The following is a 23351-nucleotide window of genomic DNA, read 5'->3' as shown; positions in this document are numbered from 1 at the left end:
AACGACGTATTTGTCTACGAAAGACGAGGAGAGAGCAATATGAGCAGCCCGCGTGAAAAGGCCCTGTCTGACGCCGAGGTGACGGCGTGGCTGGCCGAGAATCTCCCCCGGTGGCGCCTGGAAGACGGCTGGATTCGGCGCACCTACAAGACGGCGAGCTGGAAAAGCACGATGATGGTGATCAACACCGTTGGCCATCTGGCTGAAGCGGCATGGCATCACCCCGATATCACGGCGTCTTACGCCTGGGTCGAGGTCCGCCTCGTCACCCATTCCGCCAAGGGCATCACGGACAAAGACCTGAACTTGGCCAAGAAGATCGAGGACGTCGTCCACTGGCAGCCAGCGGGCGAAGGCGTTTTCGAGGGCACGCCATCGGACCAGCGCTTCGCCTACATCAAGTATGACTGAGCGGGAGCCCGCGCAGCCGGCCTGGACCGCACTGCTCGGGCTCGGCTCGAACATGGGCGACAAGGCCGCCAATATCGCGCGCGCGATCGAACTGCTGACTGCGCCGGGCGACGTTCGGCGCGTCGGCGCGTCGCGTCTCTATCGCACGGCGCCGTGGGGCGTGACGGAGCAGGACTGGTTCGTCAACGCCTGCATCGCCGTGCAGACATCGCTTTCACCTCACGGCCTTCTCGCGCGCTGCCTCGGTGTCGAGCAGGACATGCACCGGGTGCGCGAGCAGCGCTGGGGCCCGCGCGCGATCGACGTCGATGTGCTGGTCTACCGTGGCGTGACGTTGAACGACTCCGATCTCGTTTTGCCTCATCCGCGCATCACGGAGCGTGGATTCGTGCTGGTCCCGCTCGCCGAGTTGGCGCCTGACCTCGAGCTGTCCGGACACGGGCTCGCCCATTGGATGTCGCGCATCGACACCAGCGATGTCGTGCCCTTCGACGGACACTGAGCGCCAACACGGTTGACGACAAAAAAGAACGCCGCGGATAGGGGTCCGCGGCGTTCCGAATTTCAGCGATCGACAAGAGGTCTTACTGTTTGCACTCAGACTTGATGTAGGCGAGCAAGTTGGTGCGATCCTCTTCGTTCTTCACGCCTGCGGGGAAAATCATCTTGTTCCCCTTCACGAGCGCGTCGTCCTTCTCCATCCACTTCAGGAGATGCTCGTCGTCCCAGTTGAAACCGGCGTTCTTCAGGGCATCGGAATAGGCGAAACCTTCAGCATGGTGGCCGGCTTTCGAACCGGCAACGCACTGCAACGACGGTCCGAGGCCATTCTTCGCGTCGGCGCCGATCTGGTGGCAGGCGGCGCACTTCTTGAACACGCCCTTGCCTGCTTCGACATCCTGCGCCGAGGCAGCAACCGGCACAGCTACCAGCATGGCAGCCGCCATAACCCACTTAAGCATTTCCAATTCCTCCGAAGTTTCTTACCACCGAGCTGCCAGCCGCGCTCCCGCACACACTGGCAATCGTCGCATTCTGCCAAGTTTCGCCTGAACCCGGGCTGAACAAAGTGCCGCACCCGGGCCCAATATCAACCTCTATCGGAGTGCTCGGTTCCGCTCAAGACGCGTTGTGGGTTTCGGGCTTCTTTGCTGCACCGCCCACGCGTCGGTAGATGAACTCAGGGGCATTGGGCGTGTGGCTTTCGACTTCCGCCACGGCCTGCCACTGCGCATGCATGGGCGAAAGCGAGCAGGCGGGATCCGTGTTGGTGGCGTCGCCGGTCAGCGCGAACGCCTGGCAGCGGCATCCGCCGTAGTCGATTTCCTTGCGCGGACAACTCCGGCACGGCTCCTTCATCCAGCTTGTGCCGCGATATTTCTGGAACGCCTCGCCATTGAGCCAGATGTCGGCCAGCGGGCGGTCCTTGATGTTGTCGAAGGGAAGACCCTTGATCGATTCCGCCGCATGGCAGGGCAGCACCCGCCCCGAGGGCGTGATGTTGACGATGCCGCGCGCCCAGCCGCCCATGCAGGGCTTCGGAAACTTCGCGTAATAGTCCGGCACGATCGCGTCGATGACGATGACGCCCTTGTATTTTTCGCGCGCCTCTTCGACCTGCTTGGCCGCCGTCATGAAGGCTTCGCGCGTCGGCATCAGTGACGCGCGATTGATCAGCGCCCAGGCGTAGTACTGGACGTGCGCGATCTCCACGCGTCCCGCGCCCATCTCCACCGCGAACTCGATCATGCGCGGTACGTTGTGGATGTTCTGCCGGTGGATCGGGCAGTTGATGGTGAGGGGGAGGCCGTTCTCCTTCACCCAGCCGGCCACCTGGATCTTCTTGGCCATGCCGCCCTTGTAGGCCGCGATCCGGTCGGCGTTCTCGGCGTCGACGTCCTGCACCGACAGCTGCACGTGATCGAGGCCCACCTCGACCAGCTTCGCCAGCCGCTCACGCGTCAGCGTCACGCCGGCGGTGATCAGGTTGGTGTACAGGCCGACATCGGCCGCCACTTTGACGATGTCCTCCAGATCCTTGCGCGCCGTCGGCTCGCCGCCGGACAGATGGATCTGCAGCACGCCGAGCGTCGCCGCCTGGCGCATGACGTCCTGCCACTCCGCCGTCGTGAGTTCCGCGTTCGCACGTTCGAGCTCGACGGGGTTGGAGCAGTACGGGCACTGCAGCGGGCAGCGGTGGGTCAGTTCGCAGAGCATGCCGATCGGCGCCCGTGCGCACAGCGCCGGTTCCGCCCCCGGATCGGGCGACGTCGAGCACTCCGCGACGCGCGCAACGTCGGGCATCGCGGTTTCAGTCACGTGGGTCGGTGCGATCTCGTTCATATGCGCCTTCCTCTGGTCGTGCCGTGCCTGCTCGCCGTGCGGCCCGTTTCGACCTCTGAATTATGGAGCCTTGATCAGGACGCCCTTGTCGGTAAGGTCCTGAAGCATTTCCAAGATATCGTTCATTACTACGTCAAGTGGGGCCTGGTATTCCTGAGACAAGGCTTCCGCGATCTCGCTCACGGAACGTTGTCCGTCACAACGCTTGAGAACTTCCACGGCGGTCTCGTCCGGATTGAACACGCGTTCCGGCGCCAGAATGATCCACCGGCCGCGCCCGGCATCGTGGCGCATCTTGTTGTGCCTCGGCATGACGAGAATAGTCTCGCCCGTTACTATGAGGCGGGTTGGAACCGGTTTTGGCGCCGACGTATCGGACATTAAGTTGTCTCCGGCTTGTACGCGCCCGGCGGAATCCAGCCTGGCGTGACGTAGGCATGATGCAGCGCATCGAGCTGCGACCACAGCACGTTGCACTTGAAGCGCACGGCCTCGACGCAGGCTTCCTGTTCGTCGCGGGTGCGCGCATGGTCCTTGATGTAGTTGAGCGCGAAATCCGCATCGAACGGCGCCTGTACGAGCCGCTTCTTGAAGTATGCCATGACCTTGTCGTCGATGAAGTCGTAGTTCTCGAGCATACCGGAAATGCGCTCCTTATGGATCTTGGGCGCAAACAGCTCGGTGAGCGACGAGGCGACGGCGACCGTCAGTGGCTGTTCGTAGACGAAGCGCACGTAGGCTTCGACGGCGAAGCGCGTGGCGGGCAGCGCGCCCGTCATGCTCTGGACGTAGTCGCGGTCGAGCCCGAGAGCGTCGGTGAGCACCAGCCAGCGCTCGATCCCGCCCGGGTCGTCGCCGTGTCCGTCATGCTCGAGCACGCGGTGAATCCACTCGCGGCGCAACTGCCGGTCCAGTACGCGGCTGACGAGCGCGGCGTCCTTGCGCGGCACGGCCGACTGATAGCAATAGCGGTTGAGAGCCCAGGCAGCCACCTGGCCCTTGTTCAGCTTTCCTCCGTGCAGGAGGTGATGAAAGGGATGCTTGTCATGGTAGCGCTCGGCGCCGACGGCGCGGATCGCAGCCTCGAACTCGTCCGGTGTCCAAAGCGCCGTCGTGTCTGCGGTTGATCGGCGTTCGCTCATAGGCGGATCTCCATTCCGTCGCAGCCGACTTCCCAGCCGGCCGCTTCAGTTGCGTGGCGCTCGGACGAGTTGTCGTCCAGAACCGGGTTCGAATTGTTGATGTGTACGAAGATCTTGCGCGTGACGCCGAGTGCCGCGAAGGCCGCTATCGAGCCCTCGGGCCCGGACATGCTCATGTGCCCCATCCGCTGGCCGGTCTTTTTCATAAGACCCTGCCGAAGCATTTCGTCGTCGGTGTAAAGCGTGCCGTCGAAGAAAACGAGCGGCGCGCCGCTTAGCCGGCCGGCGAGATCGGCATCCACCACGGCGCAGCCCGGCACATAGAAGAATGTCTTGCCGGTCGCCGGCGCGGTCACCTTGAGGCCGATGGCATCGCCCTCCCGGCTGCCGTAGTTCGCATCCGCCGCGCCGCTTTCGAGATACAGCGCGACTTTGCCGGGCACCGCGAAAGCTTCGATGTCCAAACCGGTATCGGCGATGGACGTGGTCTGTCCGAGCCGCAGCTCACGGCGGGGCACAACATCCCCATTGAGCACATTGAAAACGGAGTTCGCATTGAGCGTGCTCAAGACGCGAGACGAGCCGTAGACCGTGAACGGTTGCAGCTCGCGCAGATTGAGGAGCCCTGCGATGAAATCGACGTCGCCGCCCGTCAGCACGGCCGCTTTGATCGGGCTGTTACGCAGACCGCCGTCGGCCCGGGCGCCGAGCTCGGGCGTTTCGTTGATTTGTTGGCGCAGGTCTGGAGCGGTGTTGAGCAACACCCAGTCAGACCCGTTCGCAGACACCGCGAGCGAGCACTGGGTCCGGGCGCGAAACCCCGGCTTCCCCTGTCTCACATCGGCGCAATTGCGACAGTTACAGTTCCATTGAGGAAAGCCGCCGCCAGCAGCCGCCCCCAGGATCCTGATGTGCATGAACCTGATCGCTTTGAAGCGGCGTGCCTCGCCGAAAGCGGCGCCGCGAGAGATGGTATCGATGATGCTCCTGCGCCGCGTTCGGCGGCATCGAGGAGGTCGCAAATAGCGACGGCGGTCGAATGTTTCGACCGCCGCGCCAATACTGCATCAACGCTTTGCGAGCGGATCGATTAGATGATGTCGATCTCTGCCGGCAGGTAGCTCGTGACCTCGAGGCCAACTTCCTGCTCACGCACTGCGGGCTTCATCCAAACCTTCATGATCTTCTCCTCCTAATGTCGGCAAGCTTGCTATCCGAAAGGCCCCGCCAGGGCCCGCCGAGGTTGCCTTTTTTGACCGCCTCAGTCTGCGGATGGAGCCTCGCTTGTCAAGCCCATCCGCCGTAAGGGCAAAAGACCACAAACCCTTCCTGTAGAAAAGTAACAGTGCGTCACGAGTTCGTGTGTTTCCGGGGACGCCCGGTGTATACGGACGAGCCCCTGAATCGCCGCCCACGGTTCGCGCGTTTTCGCAGGATGCCCCCGTTGTCAGCGGCCGGTGCCGATCCACGTCCGGCTGACTTCGGCTGACTGAGCCGCGATGGCGCAAATTATCGCACACCTAGAAGCTTGTACCCCTACAAAAGCACAAGAGGGAATAGCGTTGCGATTTTAAAGGTGCGCTCTTAAAGCAATGGAAAATTATTCTACGTTAGTGTATGCCCCGGGTATGCTTGGGGAGGCGACGTAGGGCGCACTTTACCAAAGTCTGCTATGACGCCTGGACGGGGCTGCGATGAGATCCTAACCGCGCCCAGTTCCAGCGAATTTTCAGGAGGAGCGGGTGGCCGCGGTCCCTTACTTGCCGAAGAATGCGCCGTTCACGGCTGAAGACATCGATGTGCTGAACCAACTCGTTCAGCGCGCGACGCCGCTGCAGCGCAGCTGGCTGTCTGGTTTTCTGGCCGGCCTCGATGCGGCGCAAGGCCAGACTGCGGGCCTCGTCGCGACCGCTCAAGCCCCCCGTGCGCGCCAGCCGCTCACCATCCTCTATGGCAGCGAATCCGGAAACACGGAAACGCTGGCCCTCAAGACCAAGAAGCTCGCCGCCAAGCTGAACTTCGACGCCCGCGTCGTCGATATGGCCGACGCCGATCCGGCGACCATCGCCAAGGCGAAGAACCTGATTGTCTACATCTCGACCTGGGGCGAGGGCGATCCCCCGCAGCGCGCGGTCGATTTCCATAAGGCCCTGATGGCCGACGATGCGCCGCGCTTCGATGGCGTGCGCTTTGCCGTCCTTGCGCTTGGCGACACCGCCTACGTCAACTTCTGTCAGACCGGCCGTGAGATCGACGCCCGTCTCGAGGCGCTGGGTGCAACCCGCGTCGCCGACCGCCAGGATCTCGACCTCGACTTCCAGAAGGCCGCGGCCGCCTGGACCGACAAGGCGCTGGAAGTCATCGCTCCGGCCGAGCCCGCCGGCGCGACCACCGTCGTGCACGTCGACTTCAAAGGCCCCGGCGCACCCGAGGACGATGACGAGCCGCGCTACACGGCTGAAAATCCGGCCCAAGCCGAGATCACGGCGCTCGTCAATCTCAACGGCTCGGGCTCAACGCGCGAGACGTGGCACGCCGAGTTCGCCGTTGAAGATCCCGCCTTCGTCTATAAGCCCGGCGACGCCATTGGCCTCTATCCGGACAACGATCCCGACCTCGCGGCCGATCTGCTCGCCGCTGTCGGGCTCGCCGGCAATACCGACCTGCAAAAGAAGCTCATGGCAAGCTTCGACATCACGACGCTCTCGCGTCCGCTCGTCGACGGCTATGCCAAGCTCACCGGCCGCAAGGATGTCGCCAAGCTCCTCGAGGACGGAGAGCTTGCGCGTTTCTCGGCCGACCGCCAGTTGATCGACCTCTTCGAGACCTTTCCGGAGAAGCTCGCCGCCGATCAGTTCGTGAAGCTCCTGCGCCCGCTGCCCGGCCGTCTCTATTCGGTCGCCTCGAGCCTCAAGGCGCATCAAGGCGAAGCCCATCTGCTCGTCGGCGCCGTTCGCTGGTCGTCGCACGGCCGCACGCGCAAGGGCGTGACGTCGACCTATCTCGCGGACCGCTGCAAGGTGGGCGGCACCGCGCGCGTCTACATCAAACCGAACCGCCACTTCGGCTTGCCCGCCGACGGCAGCCGCCCGATCATCATGATCGGCGCAGGCACCGGCGTCGCGCCCTACCGCGGCTTCATCGAGGAGCGCAGCGAAACCGCAGCCACCGGCAAGAGCTGGCTGTTCTTCGGCGAACGCAACTTCACGAACGACTTCCTCTATCAGCTCGAATGGCAGGACCATCTGGCGTCCGGCGCGCTCTCGCGCATCGACGTGGCCTTCTCTCGCGATCAGCCGGAGAAGATCTACGTGCAGACGCGTCTCTGGGAGCGCCGCGAGGAGCTTCTCGGCTGGCTCGAAGAGGGCGCGCACATCTACGTGTGCGGTGACGAGAAGGGCATGGCAAAGGACGTCGACACGACGCTCGCTCGCATTCTCGCCCAGTCCGCCAAGGGCGACGAGGAAGCCGGCCGCGCCAAGCTCAAGGAACTGGCCAAGGCCGGCCGTTATCAACGCGACGTCTATTGAGGCAGTGCGGGAGTAAGGCAGTCGGCAGTCGTGTGCCGCTTCCAGTTTGCCCCTAACTGCCGACTGCCTCACTGCCTACTGCCGAGAAGAACCCATGACCGACAAACGCGCCAAGAACGAATTCCTCAAAGAGGAAAGCCACTACCTTCGCGGCACAATCGCTGAAGGACTGTCGCAGGTCGAAACCGGCGCCATCGCCGAGGACGACACGCAGCTCATCAAGTTTCATGGCTCCTACATGCAGGACGACCGCGACGTGCGCGGCGAGCGGGCCAAGAAGAAGCTCGAGAAGGCCTTCAGCTTCATGATCCGCCTGCGTCTGCCGGGCGGTCTGGTGTCGCCCGATCAGTGGATCAAGCTCGACGACATCGCCGGCACGTACGCCAACGGGTCGCTTCGCCTCACGACGCGCGCCACGTTCCAGTATCACGGCGTCATCAAGTCGAACCTGCGCCGCACCATGCAGGCGATCAACGCCGCCTGCCTCGACACCATCGCGGCGTGCGGCGACGTGAACCGCAACGTCATGTGCGTCGCCAATCCGTTCTTTTCCGAGACGCACGCCGCGGCCGCCGACTTCGCGCGCAAGGTCAGCGATCACTTATTGCCGAAGACGAGCGCCTATCACGAGATCTGGCTCGACGGCGAGAAAGTCGAAGACAAGACGCGCCCCGCCGTGCCGGATACGGAGCCGCTCTACGGCGTCCACTATCTGCCGCGCAAGTTCAAGATCGTCATCGCCGTGCCGCCGGTCAACGATGGCGACGTGTTCGCGCACGACCTCGGCTTCATTGCGATCACTGACGCCAATGGCGCGCTCCAGGGCTGGAACGTCTCCATCGGCGGCGGCATGGGTATGACTCACGGCGAGACGGCCACGTTCCCGCGCACGGGCGACGTGATCGGGTTCTGCGCGCCGGAGCAGGCCATCGACGTGGCCGAAAAAGTCATGCTCGTGCAGCGCGACTGGGGCAACCGCGAGAACCGCGCCAACGCGCGGCTCAAGTACACCGTCGAGCGCTTTGGCGCCGACAAGTATCGCGCCGAAGTCGAAAGCCGTCTCGGCTACAAGCTCGGCGAAGCGCGCCCCTTCAAGTTCACCCACATGGGCGATCCGCTCGGCTGGCAGCAGGGCCCCGACAAGAAGTGGCATCTCGGCCTCTTCATCGAGAACGGCCGCATCAAGGATACGCCCGACAAGCGCCTGCGCACGGCGATCCGCGAAATAGCCGAGGCCGGTGGCATTACATTCTCCGTGACCGGCAACCAGAACATCATCATCTGCAATGCCGGCGCCAAGCAGAAGGCGAAGATCGAGGCCACGCTGAAGAAGCACGGCATCGACATCGCGACGTCATCGGGTCTGCGCCGCAACTCGATCTCATGCGTGGCCCTTCCGACTTGCGCGCTTGCTCTCGCTGAAAGCGAACGCTTCCTGCCCGAGCTCATTACGTCGCTGGAAGGCTCGCTCGATAAGGCGGGTCTGCGCGAGGACGACATCGTCATCCGCATGACGGGCTGCCCCAATGGCTGCGGCCGCCCCTACATGGCCGAGATCGGCTTCGTCGGCCGCTCGCCCGGGCTCTACAACCTCTATCTCGGTGCGGCCTTCGAGGGCACGCGTCTCAACAAGCTCTACGCGCAGGATGTCGGCAAGGCGCGCATCGTCGAGCTGCTTGAGCCGCTGTTCCTGCGCTATGCGAAAGAACGCAACGATGGCGAGCGCTTCGGCGATTTCGTCATTCGCGCCGGTGTCATCAAGCCGACCCTCGGCGGCAACACCTTCCATAGCGACATCGCGCTCGTCAGCTGACGGCGCGGCGTTACCCTGCTGCCTGCTGCCTGCTGCCTGCTGCCTGCTGCCTGCTGCCTGCTGCCTATTACATCTTGGCGAAGAGCTGGTAGGCCGCGAACAGCAGGATGCCCGCCAGCGCGAACCTGAGAGCTTTGTCCGGCAGCCGCCCGGTGAGGCGCGAGCCGATCGCGATGCCCGGCAGCGAGCCCGCGAGCAACAGCCCCAGCAGCGTGAAGTTCGTGTTTCCCATGCCGAGGTGGCCGAGCCCGGAAACCAGCGTCAGCGGCACGGCGTGCACGATGTCAGTTCCGATCAGATAGCGCGGCCGCAGCGCCGGGTAGAGCAGCGTCAACACAACGACGCCGATGGCGCCCGCGCCGACCGAGGTCAGCGTGACGATCGACCCGAGCAGCAGGCCCAGCATCAGCGTCGGAAACGGGCGAATGGATTGCGTCGCGCCTTCGGGTATCGCACGCGCCCGCGTAATGAACGGATAGACGAGGATCGCGAGCGAACTCAGCACCAGCGCCACCACCAGCGCGGTCTTGATGACATGCGCCATGGTTGCGAGGTCGGGTTCGAGCCATTCGATCAGGCCCAGCATGGCGATCGAGCCAGGCACGCTTCCGGCCGCGAGCCAGCGCACGATGCGCCAGTCCACATTGCCGAAGTTGTGATGCGGCGCCACCGCCGACGCCTTGGTGATCGACGCGAACAAAAGATCGGTTCCGACCGCGAGCGCGGGCTGCACGCCGACATGCGCGATCAGGAACGGCGTCATGAGCGAGCCCGCGCCGACACCCGTCATCCCGACGAGGAACCCGACGCCGAAGCCGCCGCACACGATGAGCGGCCAGAGGGAAAGCAGCGAAGTATCGAGCATGAGTTCCTTCGCCTGCTAGAGTGCTTCCGGAAAAGTGGGAACCGGTCATGGCTAAGCCATGCCAGCGACAGTGTCCGATAAGAAGCACGATAAAATAAAGACCTAGAGCCGTTCCGCGAACGGCTCTAGGTGAACGCTTTGATGATCGTGTTCAGGCTGAGCCCGATGACGACGCATCCCACGACCAGCATGAGGGCCTTCGCGGGCACATGCTTTGCCGCCAGCGCAGCGAACGGCGCAGCGATGACTCCGCCGATGATGAGCCCGGTGATGATCGGCCAGAGCCCGAGCCCGATGGTGAAGAAGAACGTTATCGAGATCGTCAGCGTGACGAAGAACTCGGCGAGGTTGACCGAGCCGATGGCGTAGCGCGGCGTCGTGCCTTGGCCGAGCAGGCTGGAGGTCACGATCGGGCCCCAGCCCCCACCGCCGATGGCATCCAACAAGCCGCCGAAAAACCCGAGCGGGGCGACCGAACGCGGCTGAGGGGACTCGAGCGGCCGGCGCACGAGCGCCTTCCAGATGATGACGATGCCGAGCAGCAGGAGATAGATGGCGATGTAGGGCTTCAGCGTCTCGCCCTCGAAGCCTGAGAGCGCATAGGCGCCGATTGCGCCGCCGATCGCGCCGGGCACGGCAAGCCGCCACAACAGCTTGCGGTCGACGTTACCGAGCTTCCAGTGGGCTAGCCCTGACGCGCCGGTGGTGAACGTCTCCGCCGCATGTACGCATGCGCTTGCGGTAGCCGGAGGCACGCCCGTGCTGAGCAGCACCGACGTTGCCGTCACGCCGTACGCCATGCCGATGGCGCCGTCGATCATCTGCGCTACGAAGCCTATGGCCACGTAGAGTAAAACTTCATCCATGATGGTAGGCGGCGCTTCCGTTATTGCAGTCAACCGATAGCAGAGATGATCTGCCGTGACGACGGGGAATTCGCCGCTGCCGCAGCCGGCGAGAAATCGAATCTTCCCGATCTCACCGTGCTGCAACTGCGAGGGATCGGCCCGCCGGATGGCGCCCTAGATGGAGTAATCCGGCGGGCTCTCGATTTCGACGTTGATGCCGGCCGCCCGCAGGATGAGCGCGACTTCATTGGCCCGGCGGCGGAACTCGGCCTCGGTCCCGGGAATGTCCCGAAGGTCGGCGCTCAGCCCCCGCTCCAGCATGGCGCGCGTCAGCATGAAGGAGTTCTCGTCCGCCAATGCCGCTTCCGCCTTCGCCGCCGTCACGACGCCGCCGGCGATGGATGCACCCGTGATGGCATCCACCAGCATGAAGCTGCCCGTCTCCGGCGCCTCGCTGAAGGTGTCGATGGCCGCGGGCCGCGCGAGCGCGATTTCGCCGATCGCGATGTCGTTGGTCGAACACACGTCCGCCGGATGGCTCTCCAGCGTTTCGAGATCGAGCAACGCCTGGATTTTGAGATTGGAGACCGGTGTCAGATCGGTCGCGGTGCGCAGCAGGTAGGATCCGCGGGGGTCGTACGCCGTCTCGCTGAGCCAGACCATGCGCGCCTCCACGACGCGCGCAACCACGGGCCGCGCGTCGGCCTTGGACAGCACGGCGCCGCGCGCCACGTCGATGTCGGTATCGAGCTGGATCGCGACCGCCTGGCCCTGCGAGGCCTGATCGAGATCGCCGTCCATGGTCGCGATGCGCAGGATCTTGGCGCCGCGTTTCGAGAGCGCATCGACCACGGTTTCTCCGACGCGCACGCTGCCGCCGCTGACCGTGCCCGCGAGCCCGCGGAAATCGTTGCGGCTGTCGCGCAGCACCGTCTGCACCGGAAAGCGGAAAGGGCCGCTCGGTTCGGTCACGCGGCTCGGCAGCTGTTCGAGATGCTGCAGCAGCGTCGGTCCGGTATACCAAGGCATGTGCGTCGAAGCCGCGGCGACGTTGTCACCCGAAACGGCCGCCGTCGGGATGGCGGTTGCCTCCCAGAATCCGAAATGCCAAGAGAACGTCTCGAAATCCGCTTCGATCTTGCGGAATGCCGACTCCGACCAGTCGACCAGGTCCATCTTATTGACGACGAGGATGACACGCTTCACGCCGACAAGGTCGAGGATCGCGGCATGGCGGCGGGTCTGCTTCTTGATGCCGTGGCGGGCGTCGATCAGCAGGATGGCGACGTCGGCGTGCGATGCGCCGGACGCCATGTTGCGCGTGTATTGCTCGTGGCCAGGGCTATCGATGACGACGATGCGGCGCGTCGCCGTATCGAAATAGCGCCACGCGATGTCGATCGTGATGCCCTGCTCGCGCTCGGCGACGAGCCCGTCCATGAGCAGGCTGAAATCGGGATTGCCGCCATCGACGGTCTTGCCGCGCTTTAAGGTCTCGCGCTGATCGTCGTAGAGATCAGTCGCGTCCCAGAGCAGGCGGCCGATCAACGTCGACTTGCCGTCGTCGACAGAGCCGCAGGTCAGCACGCGCAGCATGCCCGAGAGTTCCGGTGCGATCTTGTCGAGATCGGTCGGCGCGGGCTGCGTGTCGGCCGCTTGCCCAGCGACGACTTTGAGCGGCGTCTTGGTCTTCTTCACGCTCTTCTCCTGAAGGGCATTGGGGCGTGTCATCAGAAATACCCTTCCTGCTTTTTCTTCTCCATGGCGCCGGCCTGGTCGTGGTCGATCAGGCGGCCCTGGCGTTCCGACGTGCGCGCGCCGAGCGTCTCGGCGACCACGCTTTCGATGGTGTCGGCATTCGATTCAACCGCGGCCGTGAGCGGGTAGCAGCCGAGCGTACGGAAGCGCACGCGCCGGTTTACGACTTCTTCGCCGGCCTTGACGGGCAGGCGTTCGTCGTCGCGCATCAGGAGTTGGCCGTTGCGCAGAATGGTCGGGCGCTCGGCGGCGAAGTAGAGCGGCACCACGTCGAGCTTCTCGCGCAGGATGTAGCGCCAGACGTCGCGTTCGGTCCAGTTCGAGAGCGGAAACACGCGCACCGTCTCGCCGGCGCCGAGACGGCCGTTCAAGAGCCGCCACATCTCGGGCCGCTGCCGGCGCGGATCCCAGCGATGACCCTCGGCGCGGAACGAGAACACACGCTCCTTGGCGCGGCTGGCCTCCTCGTCGCGACGCGCGCCGCCGAAGGCCGCGTCGAAGGCATACTTGTCCAGCGCCTGCTTGAGCGGCACGGTCTTCATCACGTCTGTATAGACGGACGGCGCGTAGTCGATCGGATTGATGCCCTTGGCGCGGCCGTCTTCGTTCGTGTGCACGATCAGGTCGAGATCGAAATCGCGCGCCGTCTTGTCGCGAAATTCGATCATCTCCCGGAACTTCCAGCCGGTGTCGATGTGTAGCGTCGGAAACGGCAGCTTGCCCGGCCAGAACGCCTTGCGCGCCAGATGCAGGAGGACCGTCGAGTCCTTGCCGATGGAATAGAGCAGCACCGGCTTGCGGAACTGCGCCGCCGCCTCGCGGAAGATATGGATGCTTTCGGCCTCGAGCAGATCGAGGTGGGAGATGGCTTGCGTCATGCTTGCGTCTCTTTCGCTTTCGGGCGGTTGTGCAGCCCGCATTCCTTGCCGTCCTCGTTTTCCCACCACCACCGGCCGGCGCGGATGTCCTCGCCGGGGCGGATGGCGCGCGTGCACGGCTGGCATCCGATGGAGGGGAAGCCGCGGGCGTGCAGCGGGTTGACGGGAATGGCGTTCGTTTCGATGTAGGCTTCGAGGCCCTCGAGGGTCCAATCGGCGATCGGGTTGAGCTTCACGAGCCGATGCTCGCTGTCCCAGGCGGCAAACGGCACGTGCGCGCGGCCGGCCGACTGCTCGCGCCGCATCCCCGTGATCCAGCCCTGAGCGCCCGCCAGCGCCTTATTGAGCGGGCGCACCTTGCGCACGTCGCAGCAGGCCTTGCGGGCCTCGATCGATTGGCGGAAGCCCATGATCCCGTCGCGGGCGACGAGCATCTGTACGTCCTCGGCATCCGGAAAAGCGACGCGGATCTTGAGGCCGTAACGGAGTTCGCTCGCATCCAGCGTTTCCAGCGTCTCGGGAAAGTGCCGCCCCGTGTCGAGCGTGAACACGTCGAACGTCCGGCCCGTGGCTGCGATGGCATGCAGCACGGCCTGGTCCTCGAGACCGAGGCTGGTCGAGAACGTGATGCGGCCGGGAATGGCGTCGGCGATGGCGATCAGGCGCTCTTCAAGCGTGGCAAGGCCGCCGAGCGCAGCATCCAGCCGCGCCGCGAGTTCCGGTCCATCGCTGGGCGATTCAAGGGCGGTCGTCGCCCCGGCATGGCCACCGGCACGCGCTCCAATCAGTGTGTGAGACATGGGAATCCTCCGATCGCCGGAAGTTAGTGAAATATGGTTCTTAAATAAAGGGGCAAGGCGAAATAAGAATAGGATCGCATTCCCAAACCCGACTTGTGGAGAAATATTGTTCTACTTTGCGTCCTTCCGGAACGGAATTCTGAGGTGGGCCGACCGCCTGCGGGTATGTCGCGCCGGGGGTGGGGGCGGGCGGCCCTAGATGACCGCCTGCGGCTAAGAGGCCACCGCTTGTGGGCGTCGTTACGCCGGTAAGCGATGGCCGGCGTAACGACGCCCCGGACCCGCGCCACCTGCAACCTGGGCGCGAATCCGTCCGGCCCACTGGGGCGAGCGCCGTTTCGTCAGCCGCCGCATACGTCATTACCCGGATGTTGCATATTGAACACGCAGGACATTGTGTGAACATCCGCAACGCGGACGTCCAAGTTCAACGGAACGCTCGCAATTCGAGATCGCGCTGGAATACGAAGGTTATCCCCAGGGGCTCCGGCTCGGACGTGCGCGTCTTGCCGGCGACCAGATCGCTGAGCGAAAGCGCATTCGGGGCCCATTTCACGCGCGAATCAGTTGGCGGCCAAAGCGTCGTGTTGCAGGGTAAACGGATACAAAACGGCGTTCCCGGGCGATCCGTCCCCATCGCCCCGGAAATATTGCAACGAACTCGGAATACTAATAATTGGTTAACGAACTCAGCCATTTAGAGACCACGTCTCATGTGGACATGATGTCAGCGACCTGTCGCGAGATGTCCCTCCACAACACGAACACTAGCCTCGCCCATCCCAAACGAATAATCTTGGCAGGTATCAGAAACGCAGACAGCCGATGTTGAGGGCTGAAGCTGTATTTGCGTGATGAGACACATGAGTTGTTCAACGTAGACCAAGTAAGGCGGGGTACTATTATGGGGGATTCTAAGCTACCTCCGGAATTTCCGGGCGGCAGTGCATTGGAAGCGGGCGAACTCGAACGCCTCGAAGAAGGTGGTCTCGAAGTATTCGAGATCGCCGGCCTGATTAAGTGGTTCGATGTTGCCAAGGGCTACGGCTTCATTGTGCCCGACAACGGCCTCGCCGACGTGCTTTTGCATGTCACGTGCTTGAGGGCTGGGGGCTATCAGACCGCTTATGAAGGCGCACGCATCCACTGCCAGGTCCTGCGCCGCCCGAAGGGCATGCAGGCCTTCCGTATCCTCTCCATGGACGAATCGACGGCCATCCACCCGTCGCTCCTTCCTCAGCGGACGCACGTTCATGTGCAACCAGAGAGCGATTGGGAACGGGTTATCGTGAAGTGGTTCAACCGGGTTCGGGGCTTCGGCTTCCTGACCAAGGGAGAAGGCACTCCGGACATCTTCGTCCACATGGAAACCCTTCGCCGTTTCGGCTTTACGGAGCTTCGCCCGGGCCAGACCGTCCACGTCCGTTGGGGCATGGGCTCGAAGGGCCACATGGCGGCCGAGTTGAAGCCGGACGGGTCGACCACGGGCATCACGTCGCCGCACTGACGGTGTCGGCACTTCAATGACGCGACGAAACACCTTAGGCTCGCGAAACCCGCACGCCTTTCGTGCTTCCAGCGCCGGTGCCGCATGACTGATTCACGCTATGGAAGAGGGGCTGCGATCGGTGCGGCCCTTCTTGCCGTTTTGGCTCCCGGCCTCGCCGCGAGCGAACCCCTGAAACTCGCCGAAAGCGCCGCCACGAAGGCGCACGTCGCGACCGAACGCCTCGAGATTGTCTCGGCAACGGGCACCCACGCATTCGATGTCGAAATTGCCACCACGGCGCAACAGCAGGCGCTGGGATTGATGTACCGCACCAGCCTCGCGGCCGATAAGGGCATGCTGTTCCAGAACGCCAAGGAACGCGAGATCACGATGTGGATGAAGAACACCTACATCCCGCTCGACATGGTGTTCATCCGCGCCGACGGAACGGTTCATCGCATCGCGGCGCGCACGGAGCCGTTCTCGGAGCGGATGATCGCCTCGCAGGGCAATGTCAGCGCGGTTCTCGAAATCGCCGGCGGCCGGGCCGAGCAGCTGGGCTTGAAGCCGGGCGATAAAGTGCGCCATCGGCTTTTCAACGCAACGCCCTAATCGACGGGCCACCAATCGACGGGCACCAATCGACCGGCAACAGAACATGGACATGTTGCCTCGGTTGCGACCCCGAGTGCGGTCGGAGCTTGACCGGGCGCGCGCGAAGCGGCACATGGAGGCGGACGGTGCGGCGATTTGATTTTCTGATGGTGAGCCTGCCAGGGCGCCATCACGGCTGACACCATCGAGACGGGGCATAGCTCAGCCTGGTAGAGCGCCTGCTTTGGGAGCAGGAAGTCGGGAGTTCGAGTCTCTCTGCCCCGACCATTTCTTTCAACGAGTTACCTGACCAAGAAGGGCTCTCGTTGTACAAGAATCTTCGGTCGTTGTACAAACTGTGGACATCATTCGTTCCGTCCCCGCTTGGAGCGCTTCCGCTCGGCGGCCTCCCATTTGAGGATCGCGGTTGCAGCTAAGCGGCGCTGGTTCACTTGCTTTGCGTAGTGCTCGACCATTTCACGACTCTGGCCAGTGATGGCGCACACCTCTGCATCAGTGCATCCCGCCTCAAGTAGAAACACCACCGCCGACTTCCGCAACCCGTGGAACACGAGCCGCCTTGAACGAAGCGTCGCGAACGCGTCGACATTCATCTGCTTGTTCCAACTCGCTTTGAACCCGTCCTTTGTCCAAGGCAGTCCATCCGAATTGACAAGGATGGTGACGCTCTCGTGTTTGAGGTTGGCCACCATCGGCTTGAGATCGCGATGCATCGGAATCCAAAGCTTCGTCCCTGTTTTTTCCTGAACGACGGCGATCAGCCCCGCCTTGATGTCGGTCTTGACATGGCAAGCACGTCGCCGAGGCGTTGGCCTGTGTAAAGTGCGAGCGCCTGCGCGATGATGAATCGTTGGGATGCGTGTTCCCGAAACAGAGCGATGTCATCCCAGCTCCAAGGCGCATAGCCATCGCCGCTCTTGAATTTCGGGACGTGGTCGCAAGGATTGTCTTGCCGCCAACCGCGCGGGATACTCCAGCCGATCATCGCCGAGAGCGCGCGGAGAAGGTTGTTCGCCGCAGCCGGGCGATTTGCATAGGCTTCAACACGCTTCGTTAGGATCGCGGTGGCGCCGGCGGCATGTCGGCGTAGGCATCTCGCATCGCCAACACGTGTTTGGGCTCAAGTGCATCGACGCGACGTTCTGCCCAAACCGAGTTGACGTAGAAAAGATAGCGCGTCCATTCGGAACGCGTGCTGGCGGCCAGCGCAGCCCATTCTGGGCTTGCTTGGTAAGATGAGATCAACGCCGCGATCGTGCCCGGTCTCCGCCCGGCGGGAACGTCGCCAGACAGCTCGCGATACTTCGCCCACCACTCCGCGTTCAGCGAGCCATCGACGTTCTGAGGGGCACCGGGAAGCGTGACGCGCGGACGTCAACCTCAGGGCGTGCCAAGCGGAGGCCATGCCTGCTTAGCCGAGACAGCTGAAGTGCCGAGGACCTCATTTAATCGCCAAAGCCTACTCGATAACAACGTCCGCTTATCCCCCGTCATCGCCAGTCCTATCATCCACCGCAAATGCATCGAGGCGATGCTGTAGCTCTGAGTCGCTTCCGCAGGGAGGACGCACGTGACCGTCGACTTTGAAAAGGCGCAGGCGGAGCTTCCGATCCTCCGGGATTTCATCGATTTCGTGAACCGCCAATCCGGCGTTTACATGGACTGCCTTGCAGGCTTCCAAGGCAACACGGTTCGCATCCGCCGCCAGATCGCGAGAGTGCAGCGGCCCGTTGGCTGCCAAATTAAAGAAGGCCGGCCCATCATGATGTATGCGAGCTTCGAGGATCCTAGCTCCCCGGATGTCATTCACCACCGCATCATTCGTGCGGAGAAGTTCCTCGCGGTCAATGCCGGAGGCGGTTTTCAACGAACAGCAGGTTTGCTGGTCGATCATCGTCTTTCTTTTTGCGTATTGGGACGAGGAGGTTCGGCCCAGGATCGCGGGCGTTCGGGGCGTCAAGGTCGACGACGTGAAGGTGGATGCCTTGGGCGATTTGCGGATCATCCGCAACAGCATCATTCACAACAAGGGTGTCCTGGCCGCTAGCGAACATGCACGCCTGAAGAAGCTTGGTCACGAGCTCAAGTCCGGCGAGCGGATTTCCTTTTCCAGCGACGGCGTGCACAAGGTCTTCGTCGCCGTGAAGCAGGCCATCGCCGAGATCATCAATACGTATGTTGGGCATCTTCCCGATGCGCCCGACGCGTCGCAGATTGTCGGCGTCGCAATTCAAAATGCCGGCCCCAGGCCGTCCGACTAGGTCATGCCACGCGCCCGCCGCAGGTTAGCGGCAGCGCGGCAAGACACCAGGCGAAATTCAGGCCGATGTGGCGAGAGGTCGGTCGGCGAACTCCGCGACCGAAGCGAACAGGCAATCCAGCTCAGGGTCGCTGTGGCCAGTTAGTTGCATGTGTTCACGCACCAAGAAGGCCTCGTGGATGACTGGGCGATCGCTTCGATAAAAGATGCGGTCGCGGGAGTAGACCTGCACAAGCAGGTTCAAAAAGTCCACTTCATCTTTGCGAAGCACGATCGTCGCGAGTTCGCAGTTGCTGACGTACCGAAAGGGGCATGTGTAGAGAACAGCCATGCTTGGCGTCATCGGGATGATCCACCTGTGAAAACCGGACACATGCCCGTTCGTCGGGAAGGTGCTGAAGAAGCCGTCTCCGAAAATCAGCTCCCGATCCTCACTCAGTAGAACGGCGAACTTTCCGGTCACCAGCATGCGTCTCGTGAATGCCGCGAGCAGCGGACGCATATTCGCCGCGACGATAGAGGTGTCCGCGATAATATCCAACGAAGGGAAGGCGTCTCGCGCGCCTTCAACGCCGCACGCGATGCGGTGCCTCATCAGCGGGCTTCGCACGACAAGCGAAGCGAGCACTTCGGCAAGCAGCCCGCGACGATCTCGGATCATTGGCTGGGCGAGCATGCGCTCCGAGAACCCGCCGCTGAAATTTGCGCGCCTGGCATCGAGAGTGCTTAGCCAGTCAATGATCGTTCCCGCGCTGTTGTCGGCCTTCCCGTACATGGACTCAAACGATGAGTTCCAGGGACCCCCAATGCGAATGTTGTGTGCTTGTCATGCCCGAATGTCCACGGGGCTCCAGTCACATCCTTGCCGTCGGCAAGCACCTGCGTGACCATCCCGCGCGCGTCTGCCCAATAGCGCGATATGGCGCTTGGCCACCAATGATGCCGTTTGCTCTCGTATATCCGCGTCACGTTCGCGCGGACGGTTGATCATAACCGAGGTACGTGCCGAGTTTGCTCATCGCCGCGTAGAGGGCGCGGCCGCTCTTCTCGTTCATGATTAGATGCGTCTCGCCAACCTAAGATAGATGAGGCTTTCTCCGCCGTAGCAGGAGGATCGGCCAAATTCGAGATCGATCTCGACGCTCTCCTCTTTGTCCTTAAGCACTTCCTCGAAAAAGCATGTGGTCGCCATTCATCCCTCCGCCGAATCGACTTACGGCGTAGCATGGCGCGAAGGGTTTCCCTAGACTAGAGCGCCCGCACACCGCCGATGGTTCTCGGCGATTCTCGGATGCGTTCTGGCAAAATGGTGGGGGGGCGGGAAGACCTTCGATGACAGAGAAGCCAAAACGACTGACGCCCGTAGGCGAGACTTTACGGGAACTTTTTCTCAAGTCCGGTAACCTCTGCACCTTTCCCGGCTGCGGTCGATTGATGATGAATGCGGAGGGCGTGTTCATTGGCCAACTCTGCCATATCGAGGGTGCGGAGAAGAAGGGCGAGCGCTTTAATCCCGCGATGAGCAATGAGGACCGGCGCGCTTTCTCGAACCTCATGTTGATGTGCTACGAGCATCACCAGATCACAAACGACGTGACCGCCTACCCTGTCGAGAAGCTGAGACAGATGAAGGCCGACCACGAAAATCGCTTCTCGCGCCCGGACCGCGCGATCCTCGAAAAGCTCACCGACTGGACCGAGATGGACGAGCCGACACAGGTCCGCAATCTCAAGCGCATGGATCAAGTGCTTAGGTGGAATCTCGGCACCGCCGAACTTACGGAATTGGTCAACGACTTAAACGAATACGTAGTGGGTCTGCGAAAAGTGCCAATCGAGCTCCGCAAGTTTCTTGGGATAGTCGCCCGGCGGGCGGCGAAGATGGATGACAGTCGTGTTGTCCAATCGACCACTTCCGGCACCCTGATCCTTATCAGCGACCTCAGCGCCGCCTTCAGCCTCGGCGAGGCGATCGTAGCCGAGCGAGTAAATCAACTTGATGCTTACGGCCTCGCGGGCATCGACGAGATCGATACGGACATAGGACCGAGGCCTGCCGTGCGCATCTACAATCTCGAGAGCGGCTGGCCGCTTTGGCTTGACATCATTTCCTTCTGCGATGCCGCATCGGAACAGCTGGACGCCTTTACGGAAGATATGGATTTCGCGCGCCTTGACGGCTGACGAGGCGCCGCGCGGCAAACTGCGGTACGCCACGGTCGGCGGTGTCGCCGAAGGGATGGTCGGGGTCACTCATGGGTCTCCCGCCCGTGCGCGCGATTCGAGTGCGGGCGATGATAGTTGAATCGTGCCGCTAGCGCTGATACGGCTCACGTTTGGCCCGCGGCGGCAAAGCACGACTATTTCATACTGAGATTGCAGCTTAGGAAGCAGGACGTGTCGCGGGCCAATCATTGGCATAGGACAGTAGATTGTTCGCTGCGCGGGTTGCCTTCTCCCACTCTCCGGAATTGAGAACCGCCTCGGAAGTGCTGGCATCGTCATGCTGCCGTTCAACCGCAAGAAGGCTTCCGATAAAGCTCTCGAGTCGCGCCAGAAGCTCCTTGTCAGCTACTTCGACGCTCGCGCGCTTCAACATCGCTTCCGAGTCCAGATCGCCGAAAACCTGCTCGAATAATTCGTTTAGGTCGGTGACCGATGTTCGCGACCTATCTCCTTCGGCCCAAGCGCGCCGGAGAGTATCTGGCTCCACTATGAGCCGTGCGTATCTCAAAACCTGAGGAAATGCCCTCGAGGAACCCGCCCGTGACCTTCCACATCCCCAGGCGCGACCAAGACGCGCTCCTCGGGACCATCGAGGCGTTCTTCGCCAAGCTCCCCTGAGGATCCGCGCCGCTAGCTTTTGGGTCCCTTTTGGACCAAAAAGCTAGCGCGGGGCTATCCTGCCTCACTCAGTTTTCGATACCTCTCGCGCCATCCATAGCGATGTCCGAAGGCAAGGACACAAAGTCAATGCCGGTCGATCCCATTCAGCTCAGCAAGTTCTTGAGTTTCGTCCTGCGCCACAAGCCCGACGCCATAGGCCTTGCATTAGACCCGCAGGGTTGGGTGCGCATTGACGAACTGATCGAGAAGGGCAACGTAGCTCGACCCCGGTTCAGCCGCGAAGACCTGCTGCATGTCGTCAAGACCAGCGACAAGAAGCGATTCTCGATCTCGACCGACGGACTCCGCATTCGCGCTGCACAAGGACACTCGGTTTCGGTGGACCTTGGCCTGCCGCCACAAGCGCCTCCTCCGGTGCTGTTGCACGGCACCGCGACGCGCTTCATCGACTCGATCCTGCGCGAAGGCTTGAAGCCACAGGATCGCGAGCAGGTCCATCTATCCACCGACGAAGCGACGGCGCGGCGCGTCGGGCAACGTCATGGCAAGGCTGCGATCCTCAAGATCGACGCCCTCCGCATGCACGCGCAGGGATTCAAGTTCTACCTCGCGGACAACGGCGTATGGCTGACCGATCAGGTGCCACCGGAGTTCTTGATACCGTCATCAAGCGAGACGGACTCCGCGACGACCTCAAGGCAGCCGAAGCTGTCAACGTAGATCATGAAGTGGCGCATGACCCATCGATCGCGCCACTCAGCCTGAGAGGCAGCACGCAGCTCCTGCACCCAGTCGGACCCTTGCACTTCGCACACCGTATCGAAGGTGTCAGTGACGTGCCATGCCGTGCAGTAGATTTCCGATCGCATTCGGAGCGCGCGTTGCTTCACGAACCGAAGTGACGCTGAACGCTTCCGCCCCTCATCGTCGAAGTCCATTGACAGCAGCATGTCGCCACCATCCGTGCTCAACGTGGGACCATGGATGACTGCGGTCGAAGGCAACGGTAATTCCAAAACTTTAAGCTTCTGCATCACTGCCCACCCGGACGAACTGTGCTAAACGGGGCGCCGGGGTTGCGGCCGAGCTGCCCGTTCAGCAAGTTCTCGAAGAACGAATTGCCTGTTTGATTGACACCGTTCCACTGCGCGCGAGGAATGCCCGCCGCCTCGAGCGCCTGCGCAGAACGAGTATTCAAGATGATCGTCTGACCATCCCTAACAATGTAGTTGACCGGAACATCCGACGCCTTCGTCGCACCAGACCGAAGCGCGGCCGCCACGTCGTCGACGCTTTTGCCCGCAAACGTACCGCCCTGGCTAAACATCCTGCTGAACGTTGCTTGCGCGAATTTCGCATCGGCCGCTAGCCCTCCTGGCGCAATCAGGTAAAATCCCCTCACAAAAGGCGCCAAGATCAGAGCAGCTTCTTCGAAAATGTAGGATTGTTGAATTCCTCGACCTTCGAACGCGCGCAAGTCGGTGCCGCTCTGCGTTCCGGGCGCTCCGCGTTCCCGATGCGCCTCCGCATTGAACATATGCGCAAATCCGGCCGTAATCGCGCCATTGGAAAACTTCCCGCCGGTGATCTCGGAGGCGAGACCGCCGGCCGACGCGGCAAATGCCGTGCGCACGTAGAAGCCGTCGGGCCCGCCGCCGGCGATGCCTTCGCCCGCGAACCCGCCGACGCTGCCGAGGCCCGCGGACGCAAACCCCTCCATGAAGCTGCCGCCCTGCGCCACGGAGAGCGCTC

The 23351-nt window shown here is 62.5% G+C and carries 26 protein-coding genes and 1 tRNA gene; 11 read left to right on the top strand and 16 right to left on the bottom strand.

Annotated elements, in window-relative coordinates; all coding sequences use genetic code 11:
* Positions 1-39: 39 nt before the first annotated feature.
* Both ACTIFK_RS18855 and folK read left to right on the top strand, forming a co-directional pair.
* Positions 40-411: a 4a-hydroxytetrahydrobiopterin dehydratase gene (locus tag ACTIFK_RS18855; protein ID WP_439544557.1), complete on the top strand. Its 372-nt coding sequence runs from the start codon at positions 40-42 to the stop codon at positions 409-411.
* Complete coding sequence (gene folK, locus ACTIFK_RS18850) at positions 404-913, top strand: 2-amino-4-hydroxy-6-hydroxymethyldihydropteridine diphosphokinase (protein ID WP_439544556.1); 510 nt, start codon at positions 404-406, stop codon at positions 911-913. The genes ACTIFK_RS18855 and folK overlap by 8 nt, the downstream gene beginning before the upstream one ends.
* A gap of 82 nt (positions 914-995) precedes the next feature.
* Here folK and ACTIFK_RS18845 read toward each other — a convergent pair whose 3' ends face one another.
* From ACTIFK_RS18845 to pqqA, 6 genes are all read right to left on the bottom strand, one after another.
* Positions 996-1373 (bottom strand): c-type cytochrome, encoded by a 378-nt coding sequence (locus tag ACTIFK_RS18845; RefSeq protein ID WP_439544555.1) that lies wholly within the window; start codon positions 1371-1373, stop codon positions 996-998.
* Between the two features lie 157 nt (positions 1374-1530).
* Positions 1531-2754: a pyrroloquinoline quinone biosynthesis protein PqqE gene (gene pqqE / locus ACTIFK_RS18840; protein WP_439544554.1), complete on the bottom strand. Its 1224-nt coding sequence runs from the start codon at positions 2752-2754 to the stop codon at positions 1531-1533.
* Positions 2755-2814: 60 nt separating this feature from the next.
* Positions 2815-3135: a pyrroloquinoline quinone biosynthesis peptide chaperone PqqD gene (gene pqqD, locus ACTIFK_RS18835; RefSeq protein ID WP_439544553.1), complete on the bottom strand. Its 321-nt coding sequence runs from the start codon at positions 3133-3135 to the stop codon at positions 2815-2817.
* Positions 3135-3896: a pyrroloquinoline-quinone synthase PqqC gene (pqqC, locus tag ACTIFK_RS18830; RefSeq protein ID WP_439544552.1), complete on the bottom strand. Its 762-nt coding sequence runs from the start codon at positions 3894-3896 to the stop codon at positions 3135-3137. The genes pqqD and pqqC overlap by 1 nt, the downstream gene beginning before the upstream one ends.
* The gene (gene pqqB / locus ACTIFK_RS18825; RefSeq protein ID WP_439544551.1) at positions 3893-4813 is read right to left on the bottom strand and encodes a pyrroloquinoline quinone biosynthesis protein PqqB; all 921 of its coding nucleotides are present in this window, start codon (positions 4811-4813) and stop codon (positions 3893-3895) included. The genes pqqC and pqqB overlap by 4 nt, the downstream gene beginning before the upstream one ends.
* 173 nt (positions 4814-4986) lie before the next feature.
* Positions 4987-5076, bottom strand: coding sequence for a pyrroloquinoline quinone precursor peptide PqqA (pqqA, locus tag ACTIFK_RS18820; RefSeq protein WP_023786421.1), 90 nt, complete (start codon positions 5074-5076; stop codon positions 4987-4989).
* Between the two features lie 562 nt (positions 5077-5638).
* On the opposite strand from pqqA, the gene ACTIFK_RS18815 reads away from it, so the two are divergent.
* Positions 5639-7426, top strand: a complete 1788-nt coding sequence (locus ACTIFK_RS18815) for a diflavin oxidoreductase (protein WP_439544550.1) — start codon at positions 5639-5641, stop codon at positions 7424-7426.
* A 94-nt stretch (positions 7427-7520) separates the two neighbouring features.
* Positions 7521-9239, top strand: a complete 1719-nt coding sequence (locus ACTIFK_RS18810) for an NADPH-dependent assimilatory sulfite reductase hemoprotein subunit (protein WP_439544549.1) — start codon at positions 7521-7523, stop codon at positions 9237-9239.
* Between the two features lie 67 nt (positions 9240-9306).
* Here ACTIFK_RS18810 and ACTIFK_RS18805 read toward each other — a convergent pair whose 3' ends face one another.
* The 5 genes from ACTIFK_RS18805 to ACTIFK_RS18785 form a co-directional block, all read right to left on the bottom strand.
* Positions 9307-10104 carry a sulfite exporter TauE/SafE family protein gene (locus tag ACTIFK_RS18805; protein WP_439544548.1) on the bottom strand — a complete coding sequence of 266 codons (798 nt, stop codon included), beginning with the start codon at positions 10102-10104 and terminating at the stop codon, positions 9307-9309.
* A 125-nt stretch (positions 10105-10229) separates the two neighbouring features.
* Positions 10230-10970: a sulfite exporter TauE/SafE family protein gene (locus ACTIFK_RS18800; protein ID WP_439544547.1), complete on the bottom strand. Its 741-nt coding sequence runs from the start codon at positions 10968-10970 to the stop codon at positions 10230-10232.
* Between the two features lie 156 nt (positions 10971-11126).
* The gene (locus ACTIFK_RS18795; protein ID WP_439544546.1) at positions 11127-12683 is read right to left on the bottom strand and encodes a sulfate adenylyltransferase subunit 1; all 1557 of its coding nucleotides are present in this window, start codon (positions 12681-12683) and stop codon (positions 11127-11129) included.
* Positions 12683-13588 carry a sulfate adenylyltransferase subunit CysD gene (cysD, locus tag ACTIFK_RS18790; RefSeq protein WP_439544545.1) on the bottom strand — a complete coding sequence of 302 codons (906 nt, stop codon included), beginning with the start codon at positions 13586-13588 and terminating at the stop codon, positions 12683-12685. Before cysD ends, ACTIFK_RS18795 begins: the two co-directional genes overlap by 1 nt.
* Positions 13585-14388 carry a phosphoadenylyl-sulfate reductase gene (locus tag ACTIFK_RS18785; protein WP_439544544.1) on the bottom strand — a complete coding sequence of 268 codons (804 nt, stop codon included), beginning with the start codon at positions 14386-14388 and terminating at the stop codon, positions 13585-13587. Before ACTIFK_RS18785 ends, cysD begins: the two co-directional genes overlap by 4 nt.
* Before the next feature lie 904 nt (positions 14389-15292).
* Between ACTIFK_RS18785 and ACTIFK_RS18780 the strand changes: the two genes are divergently transcribed.
* The 3 genes from ACTIFK_RS18780 to ACTIFK_RS18770 all read left to right on the top strand — a co-directional run bounded on the left by ACTIFK_RS18780 (position 15293) and on the right by ACTIFK_RS18770 (position 16759).
* Positions 15293-15895, top strand: a complete 603-nt coding sequence (locus tag ACTIFK_RS18780; protein WP_439544543.1) for a cold-shock protein — start codon at positions 15293-15295, stop codon at positions 15893-15895.
* Between the two features lie 84 nt (positions 15896-15979).
* Positions 15980-16489 carry a DUF192 domain-containing protein gene (locus ACTIFK_RS18775; RefSeq protein ID WP_439544542.1) on the top strand — a complete coding sequence of 170 codons (510 nt, stop codon included), beginning with the start codon at positions 15980-15982 and terminating at the stop codon, positions 16487-16489.
* Positions 16490-16682: 193 nt separating this feature from the next.
* Positions 16683-16759, top strand: a tRNA-Pro gene (locus tag ACTIFK_RS18770).
* Between the two features lie 77 nt (positions 16760-16836).
* Here the strand turns inward: ACTIFK_RS18770 and ACTIFK_RS18765 are convergent.
* On the bottom strand, positions 16837-17205 hold the full coding sequence (locus ACTIFK_RS18765; RefSeq protein WP_439544541.1) for a hypothetical protein: 369 nt from the start codon (positions 17203-17205) through the stop codon (positions 16837-16839).
* A 767-nt stretch (positions 17206-17972) separates the two neighbouring features.
* Complete coding sequence (locus ACTIFK_RS18760) at positions 17973-18386, bottom strand: hypothetical protein (RefSeq protein WP_439544540.1); 414 nt, start codon at positions 18384-18386, stop codon at positions 17973-17975.
* A 76-nt stretch (positions 18387-18462) separates the two neighbouring features.
* On the opposite strand from ACTIFK_RS18760, the gene ACTIFK_RS18755 reads away from it, so the two are divergent.
* Entirely contained in the window at positions 18463-18753 is a 291-nt protein-coding gene (locus ACTIFK_RS18755; protein WP_439544539.1) for a hypothetical protein, read from the top strand.
* Between the two features lie 57 nt (positions 18754-18810).
* On the opposite strand, the gene ACTIFK_RS18750 is transcribed toward ACTIFK_RS18755, so the two are convergent.
* Together ACTIFK_RS18750 and ACTIFK_RS18745 are read right to left on the bottom strand one after the other, a co-directional pair.
* The gene (locus ACTIFK_RS18750; protein WP_439544538.1) at positions 18811-19527 is read right to left on the bottom strand and encodes a hypothetical protein; all 717 of its coding nucleotides are present in this window, start codon (positions 19525-19527) and stop codon (positions 18811-18813) included.
* Positions 19528-19809: 282 nt separating this feature from the next.
* The gene (locus ACTIFK_RS18745) at positions 19810-19944 is read right to left on the bottom strand and encodes a hypothetical protein (protein ID WP_439544537.1); all 135 of its coding nucleotides are present in this window, start codon (positions 19942-19944) and stop codon (positions 19810-19812) included.
* A gap of 140 nt (positions 19945-20084) precedes the next feature.
* On the opposite strand from ACTIFK_RS18745, the gene ACTIFK_RS18740 reads away from it, so the two are divergent.
* The 3 genes from ACTIFK_RS18740 (at position 20085) to ACTIFK_RS18730 (ending at position 22319) form a co-directional block, all read left to right on the top strand.
* Complete coding sequence (locus ACTIFK_RS18740; protein WP_439544536.1) at positions 20085-20936, top strand: hypothetical protein; 852 nt, start codon at positions 20085-20087, stop codon at positions 20934-20936.
* A 319-nt stretch (positions 20937-21255) separates the two neighbouring features.
* Positions 21256-21390, top strand: coding sequence for a hypothetical protein (locus ACTIFK_RS18735; RefSeq protein WP_439544535.1), 135 nt, complete (start codon positions 21256-21258; stop codon positions 21388-21390).
* Between the two features lie 335 nt (positions 21391-21725).
* The gene (locus ACTIFK_RS18730) at positions 21726-22319 is read left to right on the top strand and encodes an RNA 2'-phosphotransferase (protein ID WP_439544534.1); all 594 of its coding nucleotides are present in this window, start codon (positions 21726-21728) and stop codon (positions 22317-22319) included.
* Between the two features lie 313 nt (positions 22320-22632).
* Here the strand turns inward: ACTIFK_RS18730 and ACTIFK_RS18725 are convergent.
* Positions 22633-23351: hypothetical protein (locus ACTIFK_RS18725; RefSeq protein WP_439544533.1), on the bottom strand; the 719-nt coding region annotated here is incomplete at its 5' end.

The organism is Hyphomicrobium sp. (genome assembly GCF_051860585.1).
GTDB lineage: Bacteria > Pseudomonadota > Alphaproteobacteria > Rhizobiales > Hyphomicrobiaceae > Hyphomicrobium_C.
This window is presented reverse-complemented; position numbering and strand designations above follow the sequence as displayed.

Coding starts and splice junctions, on each gene's coding strand:
- ACTIFK_RS18855 (WP_439544557.1), top strand. CDS start 40: ATGAGCAGCCCGCGTGAAAAGGCCCTGTCTGACGCCGAGGTGACGGCG.
- folK (WP_439544556.1), top strand. CDS start 404: ATGACTGAGCGGGAGCCCGCGCAGCCGGCCTGGACCGCACTGCTCGGG.
- ACTIFK_RS18845 (WP_439544555.1), bottom strand. CDS start 1,373: ATGCTTAAGTGGGTTATGGCGGCTGCCATGCTGGTAGCTGTGCCGGTT.
- pqqE (WP_439544554.1), bottom strand. CDS start 2,754: ATGAACGAGATCGCACCGACCCACGTGACTGAAACCGCGATGCCCGAC.
- pqqD (WP_439544553.1), bottom strand. CDS start 3,135: ATGTCCGATACGTCGGCGCCAAAACCGGTTCCAACCCGCCTCATAGTA.
- pqqC (WP_439544552.1), bottom strand. CDS start 3,896: ATGAGCGAACGCCGATCAACCGCAGACACGACGGCGCTTTGGACACCG.
- pqqB (WP_439544551.1), bottom strand. CDS start 4,813: ATGCACATCAGGATCCTGGGGGCGGCTGCTGGCGGCGGCTTTCCTCAA.
- pqqA (WP_023786421.1), bottom strand. CDS start 5,076: ATGAAGGTTTGGATGAAGCCCGCAGTGCGTGAGCAGGAAGTTGGCCTC.
- ACTIFK_RS18810 (WP_439544549.1), top strand. CDS start 7,521: ATGACCGACAAACGCGCCAAGAACGAATTCCTCAAAGAGGAAAGCCAC.
- ACTIFK_RS18805 (WP_439544548.1), bottom strand. CDS start 10,104: ATGCTCGATACTTCGCTGCTTTCCCTCTGGCCGCTCATCGTGTGCGGC.
- ACTIFK_RS18800 (WP_439544547.1), bottom strand. CDS start 10,970: ATGGATGAAGTTTTACTCTACGTGGCCATAGGCTTCGTAGCGCAGATG.
- ACTIFK_RS18795 (WP_439544546.1), bottom strand. CDS start 12,683: ATGACACGCCCCAATGCCCTTCAGGAGAAGAGCGTGAAGAAGACCAAG.
- cysD (WP_439544545.1), bottom strand. CDS start 13,588: ATGACGCAAGCCATCTCCCACCTCGATCTGCTCGAGGCCGAAAGCATC.
- ACTIFK_RS18785 (WP_439544544.1), bottom strand. CDS start 14,388: ATGTCTCACACACTGATTGGAGCGCGTGCCGGTGGCCATGCCGGGGCG.
- ACTIFK_RS18780 (WP_439544543.1), top strand. CDS start 15,293: ATGGGGGATTCTAAGCTACCTCCGGAATTTCCGGGCGGCAGTGCATTG.
- ACTIFK_RS18775 (WP_439544542.1), top strand. CDS start 15,980: ATGACTGATTCACGCTATGGAAGAGGGGCTGCGATCGGTGCGGCCCTT.
- ACTIFK_RS18765 (WP_439544541.1), bottom strand. CDS start 17,205: ATGCATCGCGATCTCAAGCCGATGGTGGCCAACCTCAAACACGAGAGC.
- ACTIFK_RS18760 (WP_439544540.1), bottom strand. CDS start 18,386: ATGATCGACCAGCAAACCTGCTGTTCGTTGAAAACCGCCTCCGGCATT.
- ACTIFK_RS18750 (WP_439544538.1), bottom strand. CDS start 19,527: ATGTACGGGAAGGCCGACAACAGCGCGGGAACGATCATTGACTGGCTA.
- ACTIFK_RS18745 (WP_439544537.1), bottom strand. CDS start 19,944: ATGGCGACCACATGCTTTTTCGAGGAAGTGCTTAAGGACAAAGAGGAG.
- ACTIFK_RS18740 (WP_439544536.1), top strand. CDS start 20,085: ATGACAGAGAAGCCAAAACGACTGACGCCCGTAGGCGAGACTTTACGG.
- ACTIFK_RS18735 (WP_439544535.1), top strand. CDS start 21,256: ATGCTGCCGTTCAACCGCAAGAAGGCTTCCGATAAAGCTCTCGAGTCG.
- ACTIFK_RS18730 (WP_439544534.1), top strand. CDS start 21,726: ATGCCGGTCGATCCCATTCAGCTCAGCAAGTTCTTGAGTTTCGTCCTG.